The 22,462-nt window shown below is 72.8% G+C and carries 20 protein-coding genes; 12 read left to right on the forward strand and 8 right to left on the reverse strand.

Features of this window, described 5'->3' with window-relative positions:
• Positions 1 to 21: 21 nt before the first annotated feature.
• The gene (locus IGS69_RS31215; protein WP_190903806.1) at positions 22 to 873 is read right to left on the reverse strand and encodes a class I SAM-dependent methyltransferase; all 852 of its coding nucleotides are present in this window, start codon (positions 871 to 873) and stop codon (positions 22 to 24) included.
• A gap of 77 nt (positions 874 to 950) precedes the next feature.
• Between IGS69_RS31215 and IGS69_RS31220 the strand changes: the two genes are divergently transcribed.
• Positions 951 to 1,382 carry a helix-turn-helix domain-containing protein gene (locus tag IGS69_RS31220; RefSeq protein ID WP_190903807.1) on the forward strand — a complete coding sequence of 144 codons (432 nt, stop codon included), beginning with the start codon at positions 951 to 953 and terminating at the stop codon, positions 1,380 to 1,382.
• A gap of 87 nt (positions 1,383 to 1,469) precedes the next feature.
• A complete protein-coding gene (locus tag IGS69_RS31225; protein ID WP_385863804.1) occupies positions 1,470 to 2,537 on the forward strand; it encodes a LacI family DNA-binding transcriptional regulator in 1,068 nt (355 codons plus the stop codon).
• Here the strand turns inward: IGS69_RS31225 and IGS69_RS31230 are convergent.
• Positions 2,525 to 6,478, reverse strand: coding sequence for a glycosyl hydrolase (locus IGS69_RS31230; protein WP_190903808.1), 3,954 nt, complete (start codon positions 6,476 to 6,478; stop codon positions 2,525 to 2,527). The two genes, IGS69_RS31225 and IGS69_RS31230, sit on opposite strands and share 13 nt — an antisense overlap.
• Before the next feature lie 208 nt (positions 6,479 to 6,686).
• On the opposite strand from IGS69_RS31230, the gene IGS69_RS31235 reads away from it, so the two are divergent.
• From IGS69_RS31235 to IGS69_RS31245, 3 genes are all read left to right on the forward strand, one after another.
• Positions 6,687 to 7,973, forward strand: a complete 1,287-nt coding sequence (locus tag IGS69_RS31235) for an MFS transporter (protein ID WP_190903809.1) — start codon at positions 6,687 to 6,689, stop codon at positions 7,971 to 7,973.
• A 2-nt stretch (positions 7,974 to 7,975) separates the two neighbouring features.
• A complete protein-coding gene (locus IGS69_RS31240) occupies positions 7,976 to 9,439 on the forward strand; it encodes an L-fucose/L-arabinose isomerase family protein (RefSeq protein WP_190903810.1) in 1,464 nt (487 codons plus the stop codon).
• 254 nt (positions 9,440 to 9,693) lie between these two features.
• On the forward strand, positions 9,694 to 10,956 hold the full coding sequence (locus IGS69_RS31245) for a cation:proton antiporter (RefSeq protein WP_190903811.1): 1,263 nt from the start codon (positions 9,694 to 9,696) through the stop codon (positions 10,954 to 10,956).
• A 26-nt stretch (positions 10,957 to 10,982) separates the two neighbouring features.
• On the opposite strand, the gene IGS69_RS31250 is transcribed toward IGS69_RS31245, so the two are convergent.
• Together IGS69_RS31250 and IGS69_RS31255 are read right to left on the reverse strand one after the other, a co-directional pair.
• On the reverse strand, positions 10,983 to 11,639 hold the full coding sequence (locus tag IGS69_RS31250; RefSeq protein WP_190903812.1) for a response regulator: 657 nt from the start codon (positions 11,637 to 11,639) through the stop codon (positions 10,983 to 10,985).
• A complete protein-coding gene (locus IGS69_RS31255; protein WP_198427732.1) occupies positions 11,636 to 12,607 on the reverse strand; it encodes a HAMP domain-containing sensor histidine kinase in 972 nt (323 codons plus the stop codon). The genes IGS69_RS31250 and IGS69_RS31255 overlap by 4 nt, the downstream gene beginning before the upstream one ends.
• A gap of 333 nt (positions 12,608 to 12,940) precedes the next feature.
• Between IGS69_RS31255 and IGS69_RS31260 the strand changes: the two genes are divergently transcribed.
• The 4 genes from IGS69_RS31260 to htpG all read left to right on the forward strand — a co-directional run bounded on the left by IGS69_RS31260 (position 12,941) and on the right by htpG (position 17,193).
• Entirely contained in the window at positions 12,941 to 13,228 is a 288-nt protein-coding gene (locus IGS69_RS31260; RefSeq protein ID WP_190903814.1) for a DUF3040 domain-containing protein, read from the forward strand.
• 241 nt (positions 13,229 to 13,469) lie between these two features.
• Positions 13,470 to 14,216 carry a hypothetical protein gene (locus IGS69_RS31265; RefSeq protein ID WP_190903815.1) on the forward strand — a complete coding sequence of 249 codons (747 nt, stop codon included), beginning with the start codon at positions 13,470 to 13,472 and terminating at the stop codon, positions 14,214 to 14,216.
• Between the two features lie 281 nt (positions 14,217 to 14,497).
• Entirely contained in the window at positions 14,498 to 15,208 is a 711-nt protein-coding gene (locus tag IGS69_RS31270) for a class F sortase (RefSeq protein ID WP_190903816.1), read from the forward strand.
• A gap of 86 nt (positions 15,209 to 15,294) precedes the next feature.
• Positions 15,295 to 17,193, forward strand: coding sequence for a molecular chaperone HtpG (htpG, locus tag IGS69_RS31275; protein WP_190903817.1), 1,899 nt, complete (start codon positions 15,295 to 15,297; stop codon positions 17,191 to 17,193).
• 13 nt (positions 17,194 to 17,206) lie between these two features.
• Here the strand turns inward: htpG and IGS69_RS31280 are convergent, their stop codons facing one another.
• From IGS69_RS31280 to IGS69_RS31290, 3 genes are all read right to left on the reverse strand, one after another.
• Positions 17,207 to 17,458: a twin-arginine translocase TatA/TatE family subunit gene (locus IGS69_RS31280; protein WP_190903818.1), complete on the reverse strand. Its 252-nt coding sequence runs from the start codon at positions 17,456 to 17,458 to the stop codon at positions 17,207 to 17,209.
• Positions 17,446 to 18,111, reverse strand: coding sequence for a hypothetical protein (locus IGS69_RS31285; RefSeq protein ID WP_190903819.1), 666 nt, complete (start codon positions 18,109 to 18,111; stop codon positions 17,446 to 17,448). The genes IGS69_RS31280 and IGS69_RS31285 overlap by 13 nt, the downstream gene beginning before the upstream one ends.
• A gap of 80 nt (positions 18,112 to 18,191) precedes the next feature.
• Positions 18,192 to 18,767, reverse strand: coding sequence for a TerD family protein (locus tag IGS69_RS31290; RefSeq protein ID WP_190903820.1), 576 nt, complete (start codon positions 18,765 to 18,767; stop codon positions 18,192 to 18,194).
• A 156-nt stretch (positions 18,768 to 18,923) separates the two neighbouring features.
• On the opposite strand from IGS69_RS31290, the gene IGS69_RS31295 reads away from it, so the two are divergent.
• Positions 18,924 to 19,310 carry a BlaI/MecI/CopY family transcriptional regulator gene (locus IGS69_RS31295; RefSeq protein WP_031112169.1) on the forward strand — a complete coding sequence of 129 codons (387 nt, stop codon included), beginning with the start codon at positions 18,924 to 18,926 and terminating at the stop codon, positions 19,308 to 19,310.
• Between the two features lie 6 nt (positions 19,311 to 19,316).
• Positions 19,317 to 20,285 carry a M56 family metallopeptidase gene (locus IGS69_RS31300; RefSeq protein WP_190903821.1) on the forward strand — a complete coding sequence of 323 codons (969 nt, stop codon included), beginning with the start codon at positions 19,317 to 19,319 and terminating at the stop codon, positions 20,283 to 20,285.
• 623 nt (positions 20,286 to 20,908) lie between these two features.
• Here the strand turns inward: IGS69_RS31300 and IGS69_RS31305 are convergent.
• Complete coding sequence (locus IGS69_RS31305; protein WP_190903822.1) at positions 20,909 to 21,901, reverse strand: sporulation protein; 993 nt, start codon at positions 21,899 to 21,901, stop codon at positions 20,909 to 20,911.
• A gap of 106 nt (positions 21,902 to 22,007) precedes the next feature.
• On the opposite strand from IGS69_RS31305, the gene IGS69_RS31310 reads away from it, so the two are divergent.
• The gene (locus tag IGS69_RS31310) at positions 22,008 to 22,436 is read left to right on the forward strand and encodes an alpha-galactosidase (RefSeq protein ID WP_190904785.1); all 429 of its coding nucleotides are present in this window, start codon (positions 22,008 to 22,010) and stop codon (positions 22,434 to 22,436) included.
• Positions 22,437 to 22,462: the final 26 nt, after the last annotated feature.

Raw genomic sequence — 22,462 nt, forward strand, 5'->3', positions numbered from 1 at the left:
ATGGGAGAAGAGGGCCGGACCTCACGAAAGTTTCGCGGCGGCGGCCCGCGCCGAGATCATCCAACAGGCCGCCGTGTAGCGGACTTCCGTGCCGTGCACGAACGGGTCGAAGGCGGGCCGGACCACCTCGACGATCTCTGCCCGGGTGCGCTCGTCGGCGTCGGGCAGCACCGTGCCGAGCGGGCCGAGCCGGGTGAAGTAGGTGACGAGGTCCTTCTCGGGCAGGGTGCAGAGCACATCCACCGGCTCGATGTCGACCCCGGCCCAGCCGCTCTCCGCCAGGATGCCGTGCACCCGATGCGGGTCCGCCAAGGCGAACTGGCCCGGCTGGTCCGGCCGGCGGGCGGGAAGCTCCGGCAGGAAGGGGGCCGCGGCGCGTTCCGCCGTCGTCATGAACGGGTTCTCCTCGGCGCCCCGCCACACGACGCACCGCAGCGCGGCCCCGTCCTTCACCGTGCTCCGCAGATTGGTGAACGCCCGTACGGGGTCGCTGAAGAACATGACGCCGAAGCGCGAGACGACGGCGTCGAAGGCGGCGGGTTCGAACGCGTACTCCTGCGCGTCGGCCAGGATGAAGGACGCCGGTACGCCCTCCTGCTCGGCACGCGCCCGGGCCTCCTCGATCATCGGGCCGGAGATGTCGACACCCACGCAGTGCCCGAGCCTGCGTGCGACGGCCCGGGTGATGCTGCCCGTGCCACAGCCGACGTCCAGCACACCGGCCGCGTGTTCGGCGGACACGGCGTCCACGAGCAGCTCCTCGATCGGCCCGAACATCTCGTTCAGCATGCCCTGGAGATCCACCCAGGCGTGGCCGGCGGGCCCGTTCCAGCGGGCGGCCTGTTCGTCGTAGGACCTGCGTGAGGCATCCATCGTCGTATCTCCCTCTGCTTGTTTTCACCGGGACGGGATGACAGCGTTCTACTTCAAGTCGACTTGAGGTCAAGACAATGACAGACCTGGACATAGCGGAGGTGGCGCACCGCGCGGGAGTGCCCGCCTCGACGCTGCGCTTCTACGAGGAGAAGGGGCTGATCTCCTCGACCGGCCGGCGCGGCATGCGCCGCCAGTACGATCCCGGGGTGCTGGAGCGGCTGGCGCTGATCGCGCTGGGGCGGACGGCCGGGTTCTCCCTCGACGAGATCGCGCAGATGTTCGCGCCGGACGGGCGGCCACGCATCGACCGGGACATGCTGTCGGCCAAGGCGGACGAACTGGACCGCACCATCCGCGAACTGGGCGTCCTGCGGGACTCCCTGCGGCACGCCGCCGCGTGTCCCGCGCCGACCCACCTGGAGTGCTCCACCTTCCGCCGCCTGATCGCCGCGGCGGCGTCCGGCCGGGTGGCGACCCCCGCAAGGTGGCCTCCCGGGCGCCGTTGACGGGCCACGCGCTCCCGGCCCGGGCGGTCACCGGAGCACCGGCGAGAAAAACGTTCCAGGCCCGGTCACGTTATACTTGCGGCGCCCATGAAGACCGTCGTCGTGCCTGGTCGCGCGGCCGCAACAGCGAGGGGGGTGGACGCCGTTCCGGCACGCCCCGCCCGCATCCAGGACGTCGCCGAGGCCGCCGGTGTCTCGGTGTCGACCGTGTCGAACGTGCTCAACCGGCCCGAGCGGGTCAACGCCCGGACCGCCGAGCGCGTCCGCAGCGCCGTGGCCGCGCTGGACTACGTCCCCCACCCGGGCGCCGCGGGCCTGCGCACCGGACATTCCTCCGCGATCGGGCTGGTGCTGCCCGACGTCACCAACTCCTTCTACGCGCGCATCGCCCGGGGCGCCGCCGACGCGGCCTACGACCACGGCTACGCCCTCGTCCTCTGCCACAGCGGCGACGCCCCGGAACGGGAGCAGGGCTACTTCAACATGCTCGTCGGGCAGCGGGCCGTGGGAGTCGTCGTCGTACCGCTCAGCGCCGACCCGGGCCGGCTGGCCCGGCTGCGCGAGCGGGGCATCCCGCTCGTCCTGGCCGACCGCGCCATGCCCGACCGGGAGGGCTGCTCGGCCTCCGTCGACGACATCGCGGGCGGCCGCATCGCCGTACAGCACCTCCTCGACAGCGGGGCCCGCGACATCCTCGTCGTCAACGGCGAGCGCGGCATACGCCAGTGCGCCGACCGCTACCAGGGCGCCCGGCAGGCGGTGCGCAGCCGCCGCGGGGCCCGGCTCGACCAGGTCGTCGCCGAGCGGATGACCGTCGCCTACGGCACGGAGATCGCCCGCGGCCTCAAGGACCTGCCCGACGGGGTGTTCTGCACCAACGACTTCCTCGCCGCGGGTCTGTGCCGGGGCCTGACCGACCGGGGGATGCGCATCCCCGAGGACGTCCAGGTCGTCGGCTACGGCGACCTCGACGTCGCGACCTCCGGGGCGACGACCCTGACCACGGTCCGCCAGCCCGTCGAGGACCTCGGCCGGGCGGCCGTGGAGATGCTGCTCGACGAGATCGAGGCCCGCGCCGACCACCTCCACGAGACCCGCGTCTTCGCCCCCGGCCTCGTTCTGCGCGACTCCACCCGGCCGCCCTACGGCGACTGACCCCCGCCCGGGATCCGCAGCGTCACCGGCCCCCACATCCCCGACGGCAGCTGGCACGGGAACGCCCATGCGGTCGGCGTGGCCTCCGCGAGGTACGGCGCCAGCGTGCCCCGGACCGTCACCTCCAGCCGGACGGTCCGCCCCGCGGTACCGGGCAACGGGAAGCGGTACGGCGCGCAGAACGCCTCACCGGCGAACTCCCCGTCGACCGACACCTCCACACTGCCCCGCACCCGCCCGAGATCCAGCACGGGGTCGGGCCCGGGTGGCACCTCCATCACGCGCGTGTAGGTCACGCCGCCGCTCCAGCCGCCCAGCCCCTGCTCACGCCAGTCACCCAGGGCCAGCGGCGCCGGCACGGTCCGCACCCGGACCGGCCCGCGCCAGGCGGAGCCACCCCGCAGCACGGCCGTGGGCTCCGTGATCACTTCCACCCGGGTCGGTTCCGTAAGCGCCTGACGGAGCATCAACTGAGCGTCCGTCAACGCCAGTTCTGGTCCCACGCCGACGCGCACCCGCGCGGGCAGCGCCAACGGCAGCTCCAGCGACACCGTTCCGGCCGGCACGGTGAACCGGAAGCGCTGCTGCGACGCCCGGACGTCGTCGGTGGACCGCGACGGCCGTACGGCGCCGCCGAGCAGCGGGGGCCCGTCGAGCCACGCGGTGTCCGGCAGGGGGTGCGGCCGTACGGCGGCGTGACAGTGCCGCAACTCGCCGCGCCGGCGCGTGTCCTCGACGGTCCGGCCCCGCCAGCCGCCCGTCGCGGCCTCCCAGCCGGCGCCACTGACCAGGGACGTCACCTCGGACCCCGAAGTCGCCACCAGGTCGACGAACACGGCGTCCCGGACATCGGCGGAGTCGGCCACGACCTCCAGCGTGTGCTCGCCCGCCCCGAGCTCCGGCTCATGGCGGAAGAACATCGGCACGGCACCCCAGTCCGCCGCGTAGTACTCCACCTTCTCCTGCCGCGCCACCACCTCCCCGTCGAGCAGTACGGTCACCGCCGAGGAGGCACCCACGACGAGCACCGCCCGCGCCTGACCGGCCGGGACCCGGAGGCGTGCGCGATAGGCGATTCGCCCGTCGGGCCGGACTCCGTCGGGCGGGCGCATGAACCGTGGCCGGGGCCCGAGCCCGCCCGGCTCGGACAGGCAGAAGAAGCTGCCGAGCGGTGTGCCGGGGGCGGCGGAGATCGTGGAGGGCCGGTCCTGGGCGTTCGACAGCTCGTACTCCAGCACATTGAGGCCGCGGGCCACGGTGACCGGGGCGGAGGCAAGGTAGCCGCCGTCGTACGGGCCCAGCGGATCCCCGTTCCACCACACCCGCTTGACCGCCTCCGCGCCGATGTGCAGCTCGGCGGGCCCCCGATGGCCGGTCTCCACGATCGCCCGCACCCGGGCGGCCGTGCCGCCGACCGGCACCGGGACCCGTACGAACTCCTCGTTCACCAGACCCTTGGTGCCCAGCAGCCCGCTCTGGTCCGGGAGACCACGGCTCGCCGAGTACACGCCGGTCTCCCACTCCGAGTCCGGCGGCACGAGGGGCTGTTCACCGGCCAGGACCCGCTCCACGGCCGCGGCGTCCAGCGGTTCCGGAGCCCGGTCGGGCGACACCGGGGGCAGGACCCGGACCCGGTTGCCGTAGGTGACCCGGATCCGCTCCCAGAGCGTGCCCTCGGTCCACTCCATGGTCCAGATCTGCGGCTCCTCCACGGACGCTCCCGGGGGCAGCGCGAGATCGCCCCAGGTGTTGTCCATCGTGGGGACCAGCCGGCCGTGCCAGCCCGCCGAGACGTCGACCGTCCGGACCGCGGTCCTCCTCGCGGAGGAGGCCGGTGCGGGACGGCCCTCCCGCCAGACGACCAGGGCCGCGGGGGCGCCGTCCAGGGGCACGTCGATGGCCGACACGGCACCGTCGCCGGAGACCGTGACACGGGCGGGGCCGCGGCAGCCGGTCGCCGGGTTCCAGACCTCGGCCTCCGCGACGCACGCCCGGACGGTGACGGACGTGTCGCGGACCGGCTCGGGCGCGGTTCCGGACGGGCGCAGCGGATGCGCGCCGATCTCGGGGAAGGCCGCCGTGACCAGTGCCACCGCCTCGTTCCCCTGTCGCCGGACGAGCAGCGGTACATCGCCCGTCGCGTACCCGGCCGCGTCGGCCACCGCCACGGCGGCGGCCTCGGGGTCACCCACCCGTTCCAGCCGGGGATGCGCCAGAAGGGCCGCCACGACCGCGTCGTCACCGGCCAGGCCCGCTGCCGTCCCCGGCGGACGGCCCACGACCACCACCCGCCCTCCCGCGTCCAGCAGTTCGGACAGCCGCCGTGCCGTCCCCTCCTCCAGCACGCTCGCCGAGGGCAGCAGCACCGCCCGGTACGCCAGGCCCGCGATGCGCAGGGCGCCGTCGGTGGCCGCGGCGCGCTGGACCGAGTCGTCGTCGACGACGTCGAAGGAGATGCCGTGCCGGTCCAGGGCGCCGGCATGCGGGGTGAGCCAGTTGTTCGAGCCGCACAGGTCCAGATAGTGGCGCTGGGTCTCGTCGGCGTCGGCGTGGCCGTCGCCCAGCCGCCCGTCGCCGAAGTGCCGGACCGGCGCGTCCAGCGGGATCAGCGCCTGCATGGTGGCGGTCGGATGCAGCACCGCCACGTCGGCCGCGTAGCCGCCCCACGACATGATCGAGCAGGTCCGGGCCACGGCCCGGGAGAAGGCCGGGTACTGCTTCCAGTAGGGCTGGCGCCAGTCGGTGGACGGCGGCGCCCACTCGAACCAGCCGCCCGCGGTGCCGAAGTAGCTGGCGTGCGGGTTGTACAGGTTGGCGCCGCTGCGCAGGAACGGCAGCAGCCAGTCGTAGGTGTCCTCCAGCGTGCCGCCCCAGCCGGAGGAGTGGAACGCCTCGATCCACACGCGCTCGTGGCCGTGGAGGTGGGCCATGGAGGAGTGCACCTTGGCGTCGCCGTGGTGGTCGCTGCCCGCGGCGCCGTACCAGCGGTGGGTGCGGAAGTAGTCGGTGTAGATCTGCGTGGACTGGGCCGGGTAGCCCGCGCGGGCGGGATGGCTCTGGTCGCTGCCCAGCAGCAGACCGCGCTCGCGGTGCCAGGCGGCGAGCGGCCGGAACAGGGCCTCCTCGGTCAGCTGCGCGCGGACCGCGTAGTAGTCGGCGCGGATCTTCCCCTCCGGCGCCCCGGCGTCCGTGCCGAACAGGGCCGGCAGGTGGTCGAGCAGGTCGTAGCCGCGCCGGGCACGGAACTCCTCGGCGAAACGGTGGCTCCAGGCGTTGGTGCCGGGCAGTTCGTCCTGGAAGCTGCCCGCGATGACGCCGCCGAGGTACTCGGGCACGCGGCGGTCGTACTCGTGGTGGACGGTGTCCATCAACAGGCCCACGGCATGCGGGTCCAGGTAGTCGAACGCGGTGGGGACGGCGGTGACGAGCCGCACCTCGGTTCCGTCGGGGGCGGCCGTCCGCCCGTCCGCGTCGAGGCCGAGCCGACGGCCCCGCCGGGAGTACGCGGCCAGCGGCGCCTCGGCATCCGCCAGGGCGACCGAACCCCGCACGACGCGCACGTCACGGCAGCGCAGCGCGAGGCCGGCCGCCTCGGGGTGACGCCGCGTCACACCGCCCTGCACATTGGCCCCGGAGAACCCGATCTGGTCGTAGAACCACAGCCGCGTGCCCAGTTCGGTGGCGATCTCGCAGGCGTCGGAGAAGCGCGCCCACCACTCCTCGCCGAACCACGCCGGATCGTCGGCCCGGGCCCCGAACGTCGGGCCGGCCGGGGCCAGATTGATGACCACCAGGTTGTGGACCCCGCCCTCCGCGAACGCCCGCATCTGCCAGGCGAGTCGGTCACGGGTCACCTTCGCCCCCGACCACCACCACAGGGGAGTGGGGCCGAAGTCGCGGGGCGGATCGTCGAACAGTCGCCGGAGCTCGGGGGAGATCACGGACACGGTCCTTCCCCTGAAACGTTTTCAGGCCGTCCTCACCGTAGGCGAGCTGGGGCGGGCGGTCCATATCCCCGTACGGAACCCAGGATTTCGGCGTCATGTCGCCCATGCGTGCACGACACCTTGTTGCAACGTTTTTCCCGCCCTATATTCGCAGCGACCAGGCCCCCGGAACCGCGATGTCACCAGACGACGGAGTCGCATCATGGCCGGTACCCGCCCCATCCCCCCACCGCTCTGGAAGGCCGCCGCCCTGTCGGGCATGGCCTCCTACCTCGACGCCGGGCTGATCGTGAGCATCTCCGTCAACCTGGCCATCTACCGGGACAGTTACGACATGGGCGTGTGGATGGCCGGGGCGATCAGCGCGATCGTCACCGGCTGCATCGCCGTCGGATCCCTCGTCGGCGGACGGCTCGCCGACCTCTTCGGCCGCCGCCGCGTCTACAACTGGGACATCTTCTGCTTCGCGATCGGCGCCCTCGTCATCACCTTCGCACCGGACGACATCACCCTGCTCGTCGGCGTCCTGGTCGCGGGGCTCGCGGCCGGCGCTGACCTGCCGACGTCGCTGGCCGTGGTGTCGGACGCCGCACCCGCCTGGGCCCGGGGCAGACTGGTGGCGTTCACGCAGGTCATGTGGATGCTGGGCATCGCTGTCGCCGTCTTCCTCGGCTTCGTCCTGTCCACCACGGGCATGACCGGAGCCCGGCTCATCACCGGACAACTCGCCGTCGCGGCACTGATCACCTGGGCCCTGAGATCCCGGCTCAAACTGCCCGACGCGCTGTCGGAGCCGGACACCGGGACCGCGCCGGAGAACAGCTCCCTGAAGAGCGTGTGGACCCGCGCAGCCCTGCTGCCGATGGCCGCGACCTTCGTCTTCTATGTGACCTGGGGTCTCGGGGCCAACACCTTCGGCCAGTTCGGCACCTATCTGCTCGTCACCGTCAGCGACGCCTCGCAGAGCCTCGCCACCGGGATCAACCTGGCCTTCATCCCCGTAGGCGTGCTGCTCACCCTCGCCTTCGTGCGCGTCGCCGACAGCCCCTGGCGCGACCGGCTGTTCCACATGGCCGCGGTGGTGCAGATCCTCGCCTTCGTCATCGCGTCCCTGACCGCGGGCGCGCTCGTCGGCATGCTCGTCTTCTTCGTGCTCTACCAGCTCTCCCACCCGTTCGCCGGAGAGACCAACTACAAGGTGTGGTCGCAGCTCACGCTGCCCGCGGACACCCGCGGCACCACCCAGGGCCTGACCTACGCCCTGTCCCGGGGCGTCTTCGCGGTCGCGGCGTTCTTCACCCCGGCCCTGGCCGACCACAGCCCGTCCGTCCTCCTGTGGACGATCACCGCCTGCATGACCGCGGCGGCGCTCGCGGGCGTGTTCATCATCCGCGTCCTGGTCCCGCGATCCGCGAGCCCCGCGCGGGACGCGGCGGACCTGCGCGTCCCCAGCACCTGGCCCGCCGGCCTCTCCGACAAGGAGCACTGACCATGGCGACGACCACGGACCGCACGGCCGAACCGACCGCCGCCCTGCACGACCTGCTCCCGCCGGTCACCCGGCGCCGCACCCGGATCGGACTGGTCGCCGGCGGACTGGGCACCTACTGGCCGCAGTTCCCCGGCCTCCTGACGCGGTTGCGGGAATCGGCCGCCCATGTCGCCGGCCGGTTCCGGGAGATGGACGCGGAGGTGACCGACGCCGGGTTCGTCTCCGACGCCCGGGAAGGCGCCCGCGCCGCCGAGGAGTTGCGCAGGGCCGACTGCGACCTGATCGTGCTGTTCCTCACCACGTACCTCACCTCCTCGATGGTGCTGCCGATCGCACAGCGCTCGCACACCCCGGTCCTGGTCGTCGACCTCCAGCCGTCCGAGAGGATGGACCACGCGACCTTCGGCACCGGGGACTGGCTGGCCTACTGCGCCCAGTGCTCCGTCCCCGAGGTGGGCAACGTCTTCCGCCGTGCCGGCATCCCCTTCCGCTCGGTCTCGGGCTGGCTGCACCAGGAATCCGCCTGGCGGCGCATCGAGCAGTGGATCCGGGCCGCCCGCGTCCGGGCCGCGCTCCGGCACGCCCGGCACGGCCTCATGGGGCACGTCTACCCCGGCATGCTCGATGTGCAGACCGATCCGACCCTGCTCGCCACGACGTTCGGCTCGCACGTGGAGGTCCTGGAGTTCGACGACCTGCGGCACCGCGTGGAGCAGGTGACGGAGGCGGAGACCCGGGAGCGGATGGCGCTCGCCCGGCAGGTGTTCACCCTCGACGAGAGCGTGGTGGAGGAGGACTTCGCCTGGGGTGCGACCGTGTCCGTCGCCCTGGACCGGCTGGTCGCGGACTTCGGTCTCGACAGCCTCGCCTACTACCACCGCGGGCTGGACGGCGAACTGCACGAGCGGCTCGCCGCCGGCATGATCCTCGGCGCCTCCCTGCTGACCGCCCGGGGCGTGCCCGCGGCCGGTGAGTACGAACTGCGCACCTCCGTCGCCCAGTTGGCCTCCCAGAGCGTAGGTGCCGGAGGTTCGTTCACCGAGATCCAGGCCCTCGACTTCGAGGACGGCGTCGTGGAGATGGGCCATGACGGCCCCGCCCACCTCGCGCTCGGCGCCCGTGACCCGCTGCTGCGCGGCCTCGGCGTCTACCACGGCAAACGCGGCTGGGGCGTGAGCGTCGAGCTCGACGTCCGGCACGGCCCCGTCACCCTGCTCGGTCTCGGACAGGACGCCGACGGCAGTCTGTCCTTCGTCACCTCCGAGGGCACCGTCGTACCGGGACCGCTGCTGGAGATCGGCAACACCACCAGCCGGGTCGACTTCGGCCGCGACCCCGGAGAGTGGGTCGACGCCTGGAGCGCCACGGGCGTCGGCCACCACTGGTCCCTCGCGGTCGGCCACCACACCGCCGGCTTCCGGTCGGCCGCGAGTCTGCTGGGCATCGACCACCGGCAGGTCTGACCCCGGGGGAGCCTCGCCGAGGATGGGTGTCGTCCCCACCCGGATGTGGGTGCGGGCACCGATGGTGGCGGGCCGGGAGCCCGTGTGAGGCTGGCAGCACCGCCCGAGCCGCCGCGCCGCATCGTCATGGCCGCAGCCTCGGGATGCGCCGAGAGGCGCACGACGCCGCCCGCCGCACCCCCCTGGAGGAGGAGCCCCTATCCATCCCCGCTCGGTGAAACGATCCGCCTGCGCGTCCACGAAGGTGGTGAACCGTGGGACACGCTGACAGCCTTCTCGCCATGGGCGGAGCCTTCCTGGCCGCCGCTTTCCTCGCCCGCCTCGGCGGCAGAATCGGCCTCCCCACGATCCCGCTGTTCATGCTCGCGGGCATCCTGCTCGGCCCCCACACCCCCGGTCTGGTCATCGTCCAGGACGCACACGACTTCGAGATGCTCTCGGCACTCGGCCTGGTGCTGCTGCTGTTCTACCTCGGCCTGGAGTTCCACCTCGACGACCTCAGGAGCGGCGGCCGGCGGCTGCTGACAGCGGGCGGGATCTACCTCCTGCTCAACGTCGGCGCGGGCCTGGGATTCGGCTTCGCCCTGGGCTGGGGCGTCCGGGAGGCACTGGTCCTCGCCGGTGTCCTCGGGATCTCCTCCTCCGCCATCGTCACCAAGATCCTCATCGACCTGGGCCGCATCGGCCGCCCGGAGACCCGCCTCATCCTGGGCGTCATCGTGGTCGAGGACATCTTCCTCGCGCTGTACCTGGCCGCCCTCCAGCCCGTCATCGGCGGCGCCCAGGGCGTCGGCGACATGGTCCAGCAGGGCGCCAAGGCCTTCGGCTTCCTGCTGCTGCTGGCCGCGGCGGCCCGCTACGGCACCAAACTGGTCGGGCGGCTCATCGCGACCCGCGACAACGAACTGCTCGTCATCAGCTTCCTCGGCGCGGCCGTGCTGGTGGCGGGAGTCTCCGAGGTCCTCGGAGTCGCCGACGCCATCGGCGCGTTCATGGTCGGCCTGATCCTGGCCGGCACCCCCTCCGGCCCGCGGATCCGGGACCTGGTGCACCCGCTGCGCGACGCCTTCGCGGCCATCTTCTTCTTCGCCTTCGGCCTCTCCATCGACCCCGGCGACATCCTCTCCGTCGTCGGACCCGTCGCCGCGGCGGCCGCACTGACCCTCGTCATGAACGTCCTCGCCGGTCTCCTCGTCGCCCGCGTCTACCGCTACGGCATCGACCCCGCCGCCGAGATCGCCACCACCCTCGTGGCCCGCGGGGAGTTCGCGCTGATCCTGGCCGCCATGGCCGCCAGCGCCGGACTCGACGCCCGGCTCGCCCCGTTCATCGCCGGGTACGTCCTCGTCCTCGCGGTCCTCGGACCCATCGCCGCCGGACGCGCGCACCTGCTCGCCCGCGCGCTCCGGGCCGGCCAGGACCTCCTGCCCGGCCACCGCACCGCCCCGGCGTACGAGGCCGGGCCCGAGAGCGACGGCACGCCGTCCGCCCCCCAGCCGGCCGAGGCCGAACGGTAGCGGGGCGGCGGCGGTCCCCGGCCCGCTCACGGCTCGATCAGCCCGACGCGGATGGCGTAGCGGGTCAGTTCCAGACGGTCCTTCAGACCGAGCTTCTGGAGCACGTTCGCCCGGTGCCGCTCCACCGTCTTCGGGCTGATGACCAGCAGGTCCGCGATCCGCTGCGAGGTGTGGCCCTCGGCGACGAGCTTGAGGATCTCCTCCTCGCGGTCGGTGAGGGTCCGGGAGGACCCCGTGCCGCCCTCCCGGACCCGGTCGAGGTGGTCGCGGATCAGCGCGTCGACGGCACCGGGATACAGGAACGGCTCGCCCCGCATCGTGGCCCGGCACGCCTCGACCAGGTCGCGGTCCGCGACCGACTTGAGGACGTAGCCCGACGCACCGGCGCCCAGCGCCTCGAAGAAGTACTGCTCGTTGTCGTACATGGTCAGGATGAGGATCCGGGTCTCCGGACAGGTCCGGGACAGCTCCCGGGCGGCCTGGAGCCCCGTCAGGCGCGGCATGGCGATGTCGAGGACGGCCAGGTCGGGCCGGTGCTCCCGGGCACGGGCGACGGCCTCGGCGCCGTCGTCCGCCTCGGCGACCACGGTGAGGTCGGGCTCGGCGTCCAGGATGAGCCGGACGCCGCGCCGCACCAGGGCGTGGTCGTCGGCGAGCAGGATGCGGGTGGGGGAGTCGGTCATGATCGGCCGTTCCGGTCGGGATCGGGTAGGGGGGCGGGGCCGGGGACGATGAGGCGGACCTCGGTGCCTCCGCCCGGGCCGGGGCCCAGGACGAGACCGGCGCCGACCAGCAGCGCACGCTCGCGCATACCCCGGATGCCGGCCCCCTCCGCCGCGTCGCCGGTGCCGTGCCCGTCGTCGCGGACACACAGCTCCACCCCCGGGCCGGCACGCCGCAGCGCGATCTCGGCGTGCCGCGCCCGCGCGTGCCGGGCCACGTTGGTCAGCCCCTCCTGCGCGACCCGGTAGAGGACGAGTTCGGCCTCCCGGCCGAGCGGCGGCAGATCCGCGTCCAGCCGGTGCCGCACGGACAGGCCGGGCCCGCCGAAGTCGGTGGCCAGCGACTTGAGCGCGCTGGCAAGCCCGAGTTCGTCCAGCACCCCGGGGCGCAACCGGCGGGCGATCCGGCGGACCTCGTCCAGGCCGGCCCGGGTCGTCTCCTGCACCTGACGCACCTCCTCCCGCAGCCCGGGCGGCGCCTGCCCGGCCACGCGCTCGAGTTCGAGCAGGACGGCGGTGAGGGTCTGACCGACCTCGTCGTGCAGCTCCTGCGCGACACGGCGCCGCTCGGCCTCCTGGGCGGACAGCACCCGGGCGCTGCTGGTGGCCCGCTCCTCCTCGAGACGGTCGACCATGGTGTTGAAGGTCGTGATCAGCTCGGCGACCTCCCCCTGCCCGCCGACGGCGGGACGCTGACCCGGACGCAGCAGGTCGATCGTCGTCATGGCCCGCGTCAGGCGCTGGAGCGGGGCGAGACCGACCCGCAGCAGCAGGGCGTTCGCGACGAGCATCGCGGCGAGGCCCACCGTCAGCACCGCGGCCTCGGTGAGCAGGACCGGCGTGGACACCGTCACCGGGCCCAGCAGCAGCGCCGTGGCCGCGATGAGCACGAGGGCGTTCAGCAGGAAGATCCGCCAGAACAAGGGCACCGCGTACCGCCTCCTCGAGACCGTCCCCACCCAGCGTGGGCGTCCCCGGGCCCGGCCGCCATCCGTGACAGCACCCATCCTCGGGCCGAACACACGCCTGTCGGACCGGCGTTCATGGGGGACGGCCACCGGGAAGGATGAGGGTGGGGCCCGATGGTGGAAGCCGCCGGAGGGGGGAGAAGCTGAAGCCCTGGTGAGACAGCCGCGGCCGGCCGTACCGCCGCATCGCAGACCTGTCTCCCTCCGCACCGCACAGGGCCCGACACCCCAGGACTTGTCATGGCCTCGGCTGTGCCCTGCCTCGAAGCGCTCGGGTTCCGGGAAGGAGAAGCCGTGCCCCAGTCCGAAGACCAGCGCCTGGTCGATCTCGAAGCACGACTCGAGCGGGAGGACCCCCGTTTCACCCGGGCCATGAGAACCGGCCGGCCGGCCCGGCCCCGCGAGTACCGGCGCACCGGTGCCTGGTGGGGGCTGGCACTCGGCGTCGTCGTGCTGGGCACCGGCATCGCCCTGGCCCAGGGGCTGCTCATCGCGAGTGGGCTCGTCCTCGTCGGCATGGCGGCGCAACTGGCCGATCCGGACCCGGCCCGTATGACGCACCGGGGGTTCGGGAGGCGCTGACGCGGGCGGCCGTCCGAGTCCCTCCGGACGTGGCCGGAAGGCGCTGACGCGGCGGCCGTCCGAGTCCCTCCGGAGGCGGCCGGAGGGCCCTGGTGTGCCGCCGTCAGGGTGTCGTCTTAACCCATGTGCACGCCCTGGATGGTGGGACGGCCCGGCTCGTTTGACGGTGGTTCACGTCGAGGGCGGGTCTCGTGAGCTGGCGAGGCGTCAGCTGCCCGGCTCGCGACGAAAGGACTCACCGATGCGCTCTGCCCGCATGATGCTCGCGACGGCCACCGCCACGGCCGCCCTCGCGATCGCCGCACCCGCCGCCTACGCCGACGCGATGGGTGACAGTGACCACGACACCACTTCCTACAGCAAGGAGCACGGCAAGGAGCACGGCAAGGAGCACGGCAAGGACGACGGGGAGGAGAAGGGCTGGGAGGGCAAGCACGACAAGCACCACAAGCCCCACGGCGGCATGCACACCGGTGGCGGAGCGCTGTCCGCGGTCAACGCGGACGACTGGGACTCCTCCGAGAAGGACAAGGGCGACTGGGGCGACAAGGGCGACGAAGAGGGCAAGGAGCACGGCAAGGACGACGGGCAGGAGAAGAGCTGGGAGGGCAAGCACGACAAGCACGACAAGCCGCACGGCGGCATGCACACCGGCGGCGGGGCGCTGGCGTCCGTGAACTCGGACGACTGGGAGGGCTCCAAGTACGACCCGGACTCCTACAAGGACGAAGAGGGCGACTGGGGCGGCAAGGAAGAGGGCGGCTCCGGCGACAAGGGCGACTGGGGCGGCAAGGACGAAGAAGGGGGCAAGCACGACAAGGGCTCCTGGGAGGGCAAGCACGAGAAGCCGCGCGGCGGCATGCACACCGGTGGCGGCGGCCTGGCCTCCGCTCCGGGCGTGACCGCCGGTGGTCTGGCGGTGCTGGCGGTGGCCGGTACCGGTCTGTTCGCGCTGCGTCGCCAGCGGGCCGCGCAGGGCGCCGCGTGACCGGTGTCTGACATAGCGCCGTGGCCGCCGCACGTGCTCCTCGCGTCGCGGCGGCCCGGCCTGGGCGCTTCCGACGGATCTCCGCGGCGTCGCGACGTCCGGCACGTGCTCTCGCCGCTCCGGACGAAAGGCCTGGCGGCTCGGCTACGAGACCTCCCGGCCGGCCCGCCGGGAACGCGCACCGGACGCCGCTCCTTCCGCCGCGGAGATCCGTCAGAAGCCCCCTGGTCCCCCCTCCCGCGTGCCGTGCCCGCTGCCGTGCCTGAATGAGGTGGTCCTTGATGGCAGCCAGTCCCTCCCCTTTTCCCGACCTCGGCCCCGCCCCGGCGAAGCGACGCTTCCGCCACGTGGTGACGGTGCTCTGGGTGGTGGCCACCCTCGTCCTGACCGTGAACCTGGTCGGCGGCCGCGGTGAGTCGCCGGACGCCGGCCCGCCGCACGCGCCGCCCGCCGTGGCCACCGCCTCGGCCGGCCCCGACCTGCCCGACACACCGTCCCCGTCCGCGGTGCCCAACCGGCCCGGCGCGTCCGGCCCCCACCTGCCGCGGTCCCGGCCGGTGCGTCTGCTCATCCCCAAGATCTCGGTCGACGCGCCCTTCACCGCTCTCGCCATCAACGACGACGGGCAGCTGGAGCCGCCGCCGGCGAACGACACCAACCTCGTCGGCTGGTACGCCAAGGGCCACACGCCCGGGGAGGCCGGCACCGCGATCATCGCCGGGCACGTGGACACCGCGACCGCCCCGGCCGTGTTCGCCGGGCTCAACGCGCTGAAGAAGGGCGACCGGTTCCAGGTGGCGCGGGCCGACGGCAGCAAGGCGACGTTCGCCGTCGACGCCACGGAGTCCTTCGAGAAGGACGCCTTCCCCAGCGACCGCGTGTACGGCGACACCCCCAAGGCCCAGGTCCGGCTCATCACCTGCTCCGGCACCTACGACCGTCAGGCCCGGGACTACACCGAGAATCTGGTCGTCTTCGCCCACCTCGTCTGACTTCCGGGGCCCCGGCCTGACTTGGTGTTTTACAGTGACACCCACCAGTTCAGGCGACTGTGGGACCTGTGAGGGATTCGCGAACCATGACGACCGAAACGTTTGAGTTCCAGGTAGAGGCGCGTCAGCTGCTCCAGCTGATGATCCACTCGGTCTACTCGAACAAGGATGTCTTCCTGAGGGAGCTCGTCTCCAACGCCTCCGACGCGCTCGACAAGCTGCGTCTGGAGAAGCTGCGGGACGACTCCCTCGACGCCGACGTGTCGGACCTGCACATCGAGCTCGACGTCGACAAGGAGGCCCGCACCCTCACCGTGCGGGACAACGGCATCGGCATGTCGTACGACGAGGTCGGCAAGCTCATCGGCACCATCGCCAACTCGGGGACGGCCGCGTTCCTGGAGGAGCTGAAGGAGGCCAAGGACGAGGCAGGGGCCGAGGGGCTCATCGGCCGGTTCGGTGTCGGCTTCTACTCCGGCTTCATGGCCGCGGACGAGATGACGCTGGTGACCCGGCGCGCCGGCGAGGGCCAGGGGACCCGCTGGACGTCGCGCGGCGAGGCGACGTACACGCTGGAGCGGGTCGACGACGCGCCGCAGGGCACGTCCGTGACGCTCCACCTCAAGCCCGCCGACCCCGAGAACCAGCTGCACGACTACACCTCCGAGTGGACGATCCGGGAGATCGTCAAGCGCTACTCGGACTTCATCACCTGGCCGATCCGGATGGTCCCGGAGGCGGGGGACGGTGAGGACACGCCCGAGCCCGAGACGCTGAACTCGATGAAGGCCCTGTGGGCCCGCTCGCGCGACGAGGTGTCCGACGACGAGTACCACGAGCTGTACAAGCACATCAGCCACGACTGGCGCGAGCCCCTGGAGACGATCCGGCTCCAGGCCGAGGGCACCTTCGAGTACCAGGCCCTGCTCTTCGTCCCCTCGCACGCCCCGCACGACCTGTTCACGCGGGACTTCAAGCGCGGCGTCCAGCTGTACGTGAAGCGCGTGTTCATCATGGACGACTGCGAGGCGCTGCTGCCGCCCTACCTCCGCTTCGTCAAGGGCGTCGTCGACGCGCAGGACCTCTCGCTCAACGTCTCGCGCGAGATCCTCCAGCAGGACCGGCACATCCGGATGATGCAGCGCCGGCTGACCAAGAAGGTGCTCTCCACGGTCAAGGAGTTCATGACCAAGGACGCCGACCGCTACGCCGCCTTCTGGCGCGAGTTCGGCACCGCCCTGAAGGAGGGCCTGGTCACCGACTCCGAGAACCGCGACGCCCTCCTCGCCGTCTCCTCGTTCGCGACCACGTACTCCGCCGACGCGCCGACCACGCTCGCGCAGTACGTGGAGCGGATGAAGGACGGCCAGGACGACATCTGGTTCATCACCGGCGAGTCCCGGCAGAGCATCGAGAACTCCCCGCACATGGAGGCGTTCCGCGACAAGGGCATCGAGGTCCTGCTCCTCACCGACGCCGTCGACGAGGTCTGGGTCGACGCCGTCGGCACGTACGAGGGCAAGAAACTGCGGTCCGTCGCCAAGGGCGAGATCGATCTCGGCGCCGAGGGCGAGGAGAAGGCCGGCGAGGAGCGGGAGAAGCAGGCCGAGGAGTACGCCGGGCTGCTCGGCTGGATGCGGGAGCGGCTCGACGAGGACCTCAAGGAGGTCCGCCTCTCCACGCGGCTCACGGTCTCCCCGGCCTGCGTCGTCTCGGACGCGCACGACCTGACCCCGGCCCTGGAGAACATGTACCGGGCGATGGGCCAGGAGGTGCCGCGCACCAAGCGGATCCTGGAGCTCAACCCCGGCCACGCGCTGGTGAAGGGCCTGCACCAGGCGTACCAGGCGAGTGAGGACCGCACGGAGCTCGCCGAGTCCGCCGAACTGCTGCACACCCTGGCGGTGCTCGCCGAGGGCGGCCAGCCCAAGGACCCGGCGCGCTTCGTCAGGCTCGTGGCGGACCGCCTGGAGCGCACGCTGTAGTCACGGGGACGGATCAGGGGTGGTCCGGGGCGCCCGCCGGCCGGGCGCCGGGCGGGGTGGTGCCGTTGCCCGGCGGGACGACCTCGCCCTGCACCACCTTGGGCGCCGGGGCCGTCCCGGCCTCCTCTTCCTTCGCCGCGCGGGCCTCGGCCTTCAGGATGCGCGTCGCCTTGCCGGCCGAGCGGGTCAGCTCGGGGAGCTTCTTCATCCCGATGACGGCTATGACGACGATGAGAATGATCGCGAGCTCGCTCAGTCCGAACATGGTGTCCTGTCCTCTCTCGCCCGGGCCGGGCACGGCGTGAGCGTATCGGGCGGGGAGCACGGTGTGATCGCCGTCCCGGGACGCGGCCCAAGGTGCCGGCGCAGATGCGGCAGCATCCCGCGGTCCAGCAGCTCCTGCCGCCAGACCAGCCGGGCGTGCTCCACCTGGTCGGCGGCCGGGGGCCCACCGCGCCGTCGCAGGGCCGTGTGCAGCACGGCGGCCAGGGTGACGAGGCCGGTCACGGCCGCCACCAGCGCCATGGTCCAGCCGGCCGCGACGAGTGAAGCGGGCAACGGGCCGAGGGCGCCGGCGACGTGGAGGAGACCGCCGATCAGAAGCAGTGCCGCGGCGGACGTGCCCGCCACGAGCGGTGTGAGCACCGCGAGGGCCGGCAGCAGGCTGCCCGCGCCGAGCAGGCTCCACGCCTCGTGGCGGACGGCCCTGCGGACGGCCAGGTAGGAGCGGTACGGCCGTTCGGCCGCCGCCGCGATGTCGTCGGCGTGCGCCCGTGCGTGGGCGCGCAGGTGCGCCGCGGCCCGGCCGGTCGGGTCGGCGCCCAGGGCGTCGCGGATGTCCGCGGTGCCCAGTGCGTGGTGCAGTACGGCTTCGAAGTCCGCGCGGTCGTCCGGGCGGAGGCGGGACGGGTCGGCCACATGGTCTCCCGGTCGGTTGCTGGGGGCGGCCGCCGGGCCCGGCCACACGCGGTCGGGCCCGGCGGCGCGGTCGGTCCGTGTCAGACGTTGACGCCGAAGTCGGCGGCGATGCCGGCCAGACCCGAGGCGTAGCCCTGGCCGACGGCACGGAACTTCCACTCGGCGCCGTGCCGGTAGAGCTCGCCGAAGACCATCGCGGTCTCCGTGGAGGCGTCCTCGGACAGGTCGTAGCGGGCGATCTCCTGGCCGCCGGCCTGGTTGACGACCCGGATGAAGGCGTTGCGGACCTGTCCGAAGCTCTGGCCGCGGTTCTCGGCGTCGTGGATGGACACCGGGAACACGATCTTGTCGATCTCGGCCGGGACGGCGGCGAGGTTCACCTTCACGGACTCGTCGTCGCCCTCGCCCTCGCCGGTGAGGTTGTCGCCGGTGTGCTCGACCGAACCGTCCGGGCTCTTGAGCTGGTTGTAGAAGACGAAGTGCTGGTCCGAGGGGACCTTGCCGGAGGCGTCGAGGAGCAGGGCGGAGGCGTCGAGGTCGTAGTCGGTGCCGGTGGTCGTGCGCACGTCCCAGCCCAGGCCGACCAGGACGGCGGTCAGGCCGGGCGCCTCCTTGCTGAGCGAGACGTTGCCGCCCTTGGACAGGGAAACTCCCACGGGGTACTCCTTCTTGAGCGCTTGACGCGTGCGGTGTGGATGACGGCGTGGATACCCCTCTGAATCTACAGCAATGTAGAAGTAAGCGGGATCGGGCCGGTGGATCTATACGATGTCCGCAAGGGCAACGCAGGGCGGCGAAAGCGAGGCAGGGCGGTGACGGATCCCGGGCAGCGTCCCCGGCGGGGACAGGGTGAGCTGGAGGCGCTGGTGCTGTCGGCGCTGCGGGAGGCGGACGGCCCGGCCACGGCCGGCTGGGTGCAGGAGCGCCTCGGTGGTGACCTCGCGTACACGACGGTGATCACGATCCTGACCCGGTTGCTGGGCAAGGGTGCGGTCTCCCGGGAGCGGGTCGGCCGGTCTTTCGCCTGGACGCCGGACTCGGACCAGGCGGGCCTGGCCGCCCGGAAGATGCGCAAGGTGCTGGACGCCGAGAGCGACCGCGGGGCCGTGCTGGCCAGCTTCGTCACCGGCCTCGGCCCGGACGAGGAGCGACTGCTGCGAGACCTGCTGGATCAGGCCCAGGGTGAAGGGGAAGACTGACGCCTCATGGGGGTCTTCGTCTTTCTGCCACTGATCCTTCCGCTCACGGCCTGGCCGGTCGCCCGCCTCGCCGAACAGCATCTGCATCCGCGGACCGCGACCCGGCTGCTGACGGTGCTGGCCGTCGTGCTGGCGCTGTGCAGCACGGTCTGTCTGGCCCTGGTGATGGTGGTCGGCACCGCCCAACTCCCCGGCAACCCCTTGCCGGACGGCTGGTCCGACCCCGAGGTGCGGGCGGCGGTGCCCTACGACGAGGTCGTGGGCAAGGCCGCGATTCCCGCGCTGTGCGCGGTCCTCGTCGCCTGCGCCCGGACGGTGCGACGGCACGGGCGGGTGCGCCGCCAGGCCCATCTGGCCCTGGCCGGGCTGCGGGGGACGGAGGTGGCGGTCCTGCCCGACGCCGTGCCCTACGCGTACGCGCTGCCGCCCGCGGGGCGCCGGGGCGGGGGCCTGTCGGCCCGCGGTGCGGGGCGCGGCCGCGTCGTGGTGACGACGGCCCTGCTGGACCGGCTCCGGCCGGCGGAGCGACGGGCCCTGTTCGCCCACGAGCGGGCGCACCTCGCCGCCCGCCACGACCGGTTTCTGCTCGCCGTGCAACTGGCGGCCCGCGCCAACCCGTTCCTGCGGCCGCTGCGCACCGCCGTGGCGTACACGGCGGAGCGGTGGGCGGACGAGGAGGCGGCCCGGACGATCGGCAGCCGCCGCACGGTGGCGAGAGCGATCGGCACGGCCGCACTCGTCTCGCGCGGCACGCCGCTGCCGACCCTCGCGGGACTCGCCGCACCTGGCCCGGTACCGCGCCGGGTAGCGGCGCTGCTGGGCCCGGCCCCGGCTGTGCCCGACTGGCCACCGGTGTTCACGGCGGTCGGCCTGGCCGCCTGGGGCGCTGCGGCGGGAACGGCCGTCTCGGCGATGTCCTCCGCGAACGCGGCCGTGACGATGGTCCTCATCCTCCACGCGGCCACACCGCTCTAGCCCTGCGTTCACCCCGCCACCGGGCGCGCCCTCAGGGGCGGGGGGACTGCGCGACGAGCCACAACGGCGCCGCACCCGGCAGACATCGGGAGTTCCCACCCCGGAAGCCGCGGCGGGGGCCCGGGCGTGTGCGGCATGGTCTGGCGCTCCGGGCGCGCCCTCAGGGGCGCGGGGAACTGCGCGACAAGCCACACGGCGCCGCACCAGGCAGACATCGGGAGTCCCCACCCCGGAAGCCGCGGCGGGGGCCCGGGCGTGTGCGGCATGGTCTGGCGCTTTGGGCGTGCCCTGAGGGGCGCGGGGAACTGCGCGACAAGCCACAACGGCGCCGCACCCGGCAGGCATCGGGAGTCCCCACCCCGGAAGCCGCGGCGGGGGCCCGGGCGTGTGCGGCATGGTCTGGCGCTTTGGGCGTGCCCTGAGGGGCGCGGGGAACTGCGCGACGAGCCACAATGGCGCCGCACCGGCAGACGTCGGGAGTCCCCACTCAGGAAGCCGCGGCGGGGGCCCGGGCGTGTGCGGCATGGTCTGGCGCTCCGGGCGCGCCCTGAGGGGCGCGGGGAACTGCGCGACAAGCCACAACGGCGCCGCACCCGGCAGGCAACAGGAGGACCCCCTGCCCCTCAGCCCTCCTCTTCCTCCTCCTCGCCCTCGAAGAAGTCCCCGACCTCGTCGACGACTTCGGCCGCGACCATGCCACCGACGACACCGACCGCAAGTCCCGCCGCACCCGCGGCGACGGCCGTGCCCACGCCGGGGCCCGAGCCCCGGCCATCCTGGTGTCCGGCCCCGTGTCCGTGGCCGAAGCCAGGGCCGAACGGCGTGGGGGAGTCGTAGCCGGACGACCGCTGCTCGGCCAGCTGCCGCATCCACCCGTCGACGATCGCGGACCAGTCCTCCTGCCGCACCCCGTCATGGGAGACGGTGAACCGGGTGAGCGTGTCATGGCCCGCCGACACGAAACCGCCCCGCTTGTCCGCCTCCAGCACGACCTCCATGCCGCCCGGGCCCGCCAGGAACGTCAGCTCGATCTCGTTGAACCGCTGCGCGTACTGCGGCGCGGGGACGAGTTCGATCTCCTGGTAGAAGGGCAGTCGCTGGCCCGTGCCGCCGATGCGCCCGTACTCGAGGTCGGCCGACCTGAAGCCGAACCCGAGCCCGCCGAGGGCCTCGAGCACGGCCTCCTGCACCGGCAGCGGCGCGATGTTCAGCCGGTCCAGGTCGCCCTTGTCCTTCGCGCCCGCCACCGACAGCTCGGTGCGTACCCCTAGGACCACGCCCAGGCTCTGCCCGTGCAGCTCGGTGACCGGGGTCTCCCACGGCAGGACCACACTGAACGGCACCCTGTGCTGCTCGCCCTCCGCGAGCCGGAAACCGCCGCCGACGGTGAACCGGTCGAAGGCCACGACACCCTCGCTCTCACCGCCCTCGTGCTCCGCCTCGACGCGGGCCACCAGCTCCAGGGTGATGTGCTCGATCTCGAAGTCGGCCTTGCCGCCCACGAGATGGACCTGACCGGTGAGCGTGCCGCCGGGCCGGACCGAAGCGGGGTCGAGCACCGTGTCGACCGTGGGGCCGCCGACACCGAGCGCGCCGAGCAGTCGTTTGAACACCATGGTGGCGTCCACTCCTTCATGTGCGTGTGCTGGCTTCTACAAGCATGTAGAAGCATAGAGGGTGCGGGTGGAAGGAGGCCGCGCTGCGCGTTCCCGCGCGCCGGAATTGGCCGAAAGGAATCACTACCCCACGCGCCGGTGCCGCAGCCCGCCCCCTCGGGCGGACCTCGGCACGCCGAAACTGCCGCCCGAGGCGTTCTTCCAGCGCGACGGCTTACGCCTCCCCGAGCAGGGCCGCCACCAGCTCGACCTGCGCCACCCCGCCGCCCGCGCCCACCTCGACAAGACGGGCGACCGCATCGCCGGCGACCGGGGCGTGGGCCACCTCAAGCTCGACTACAACATCGTCGTCGACCGGGAACTGCGCCTCGGGCGGCATGCGCAGGACGCCGTCGACGTCTCCAGGTCGACCCACGCGGACCGGCACGACTCCGCGTCCCGGTCCGGCAAGGGGCGGCAGGGACGTCCGGACGGACGTCCTGCACCCGTCGTCGGCGGACGCCGGCGAGGCCCGTCTGGGACGCGGAGGGACTGACGGCGTCCGTGCCGCGCACGCCCGTG

The sequence above is a fragment of the Streptomyces tuirus genome (assembly GCF_014701095.1).
Taxonomy (GTDB): Bacteria; Actinomycetota; Actinomycetes; order Streptomycetales; family Streptomycetaceae; genus Streptomyces; species Streptomyces tuirus.

Bases quoted from the DNA above. Each gene is read 5' to 3' on its own strand.
- IGS69_RS31215 (WP_190903806.1), bottom strand. From the start codon at position 873: ATGGATGCCTCACGCAGGTCCTACGACGAACAGGCCGCCCGCTGGAAC.
- IGS69_RS31220 (WP_190903807.1), top strand. From the start codon at position 951: ATGACAGACCTGGACATAGCGGAGGTGGCGCACCGCGCGGGAGTGCCC.
- IGS69_RS31225 (WP_385863804.1), top strand. From the start codon at position 1,470: ATGAAGACCGTCGTCGTGCCTGGTCGCGCGGCCGCAACAGCGAGGGGG.
- IGS69_RS31235 (WP_190903809.1), top strand. From the start codon at position 6,687: ATGGCCGGTACCCGCCCCATCCCCCCACCGCTCTGGAAGGCCGCCGCC.
- IGS69_RS31240 (WP_190903810.1), top strand. From the start codon at position 7,976: ATGGCGACGACCACGGACCGCACGGCCGAACCGACCGCCGCCCTGCAC.
- IGS69_RS31250 (WP_190903812.1), bottom strand. From the start codon at position 11,639: ATGACCGACTCCCCCACCCGCATCCTGCTCGCCGACGACCACGCCCTG.
- IGS69_RS31265 (WP_190903815.1), top strand. From the start codon at position 13,470: ATGCGCTCTGCCCGCATGATGCTCGCGACGGCCACCGCCACGGCCGCC.
- IGS69_RS31270 (WP_190903816.1), top strand. From the start codon at position 14,498: ATGGCAGCCAGTCCCTCCCCTTTTCCCGACCTCGGCCCCGCCCCGGCG.
- htpG (WP_190903817.1), top strand. From the start codon at position 15,295: ATGACGACCGAAACGTTTGAGTTCCAGGTAGAGGCGCGTCAGCTGCTC.
- IGS69_RS31280 (WP_190903818.1), bottom strand. From the start codon at position 17,458: ATGTTCGGACTGAGCGAGCTCGCGATCATTCTCATCGTCGTCATAGCC.
- IGS69_RS31300 (WP_190903821.1), top strand. From the start codon at position 19,317: ATGGGGGTCTTCGTCTTTCTGCCACTGATCCTTCCGCTCACGGCCTGG.
- IGS69_RS31305 (WP_190903822.1), bottom strand. From the start codon at position 21,901: ATGGTGTTCAAACGACTGCTCGGCGCGCTCGGTGTCGGCGGCCCCACG.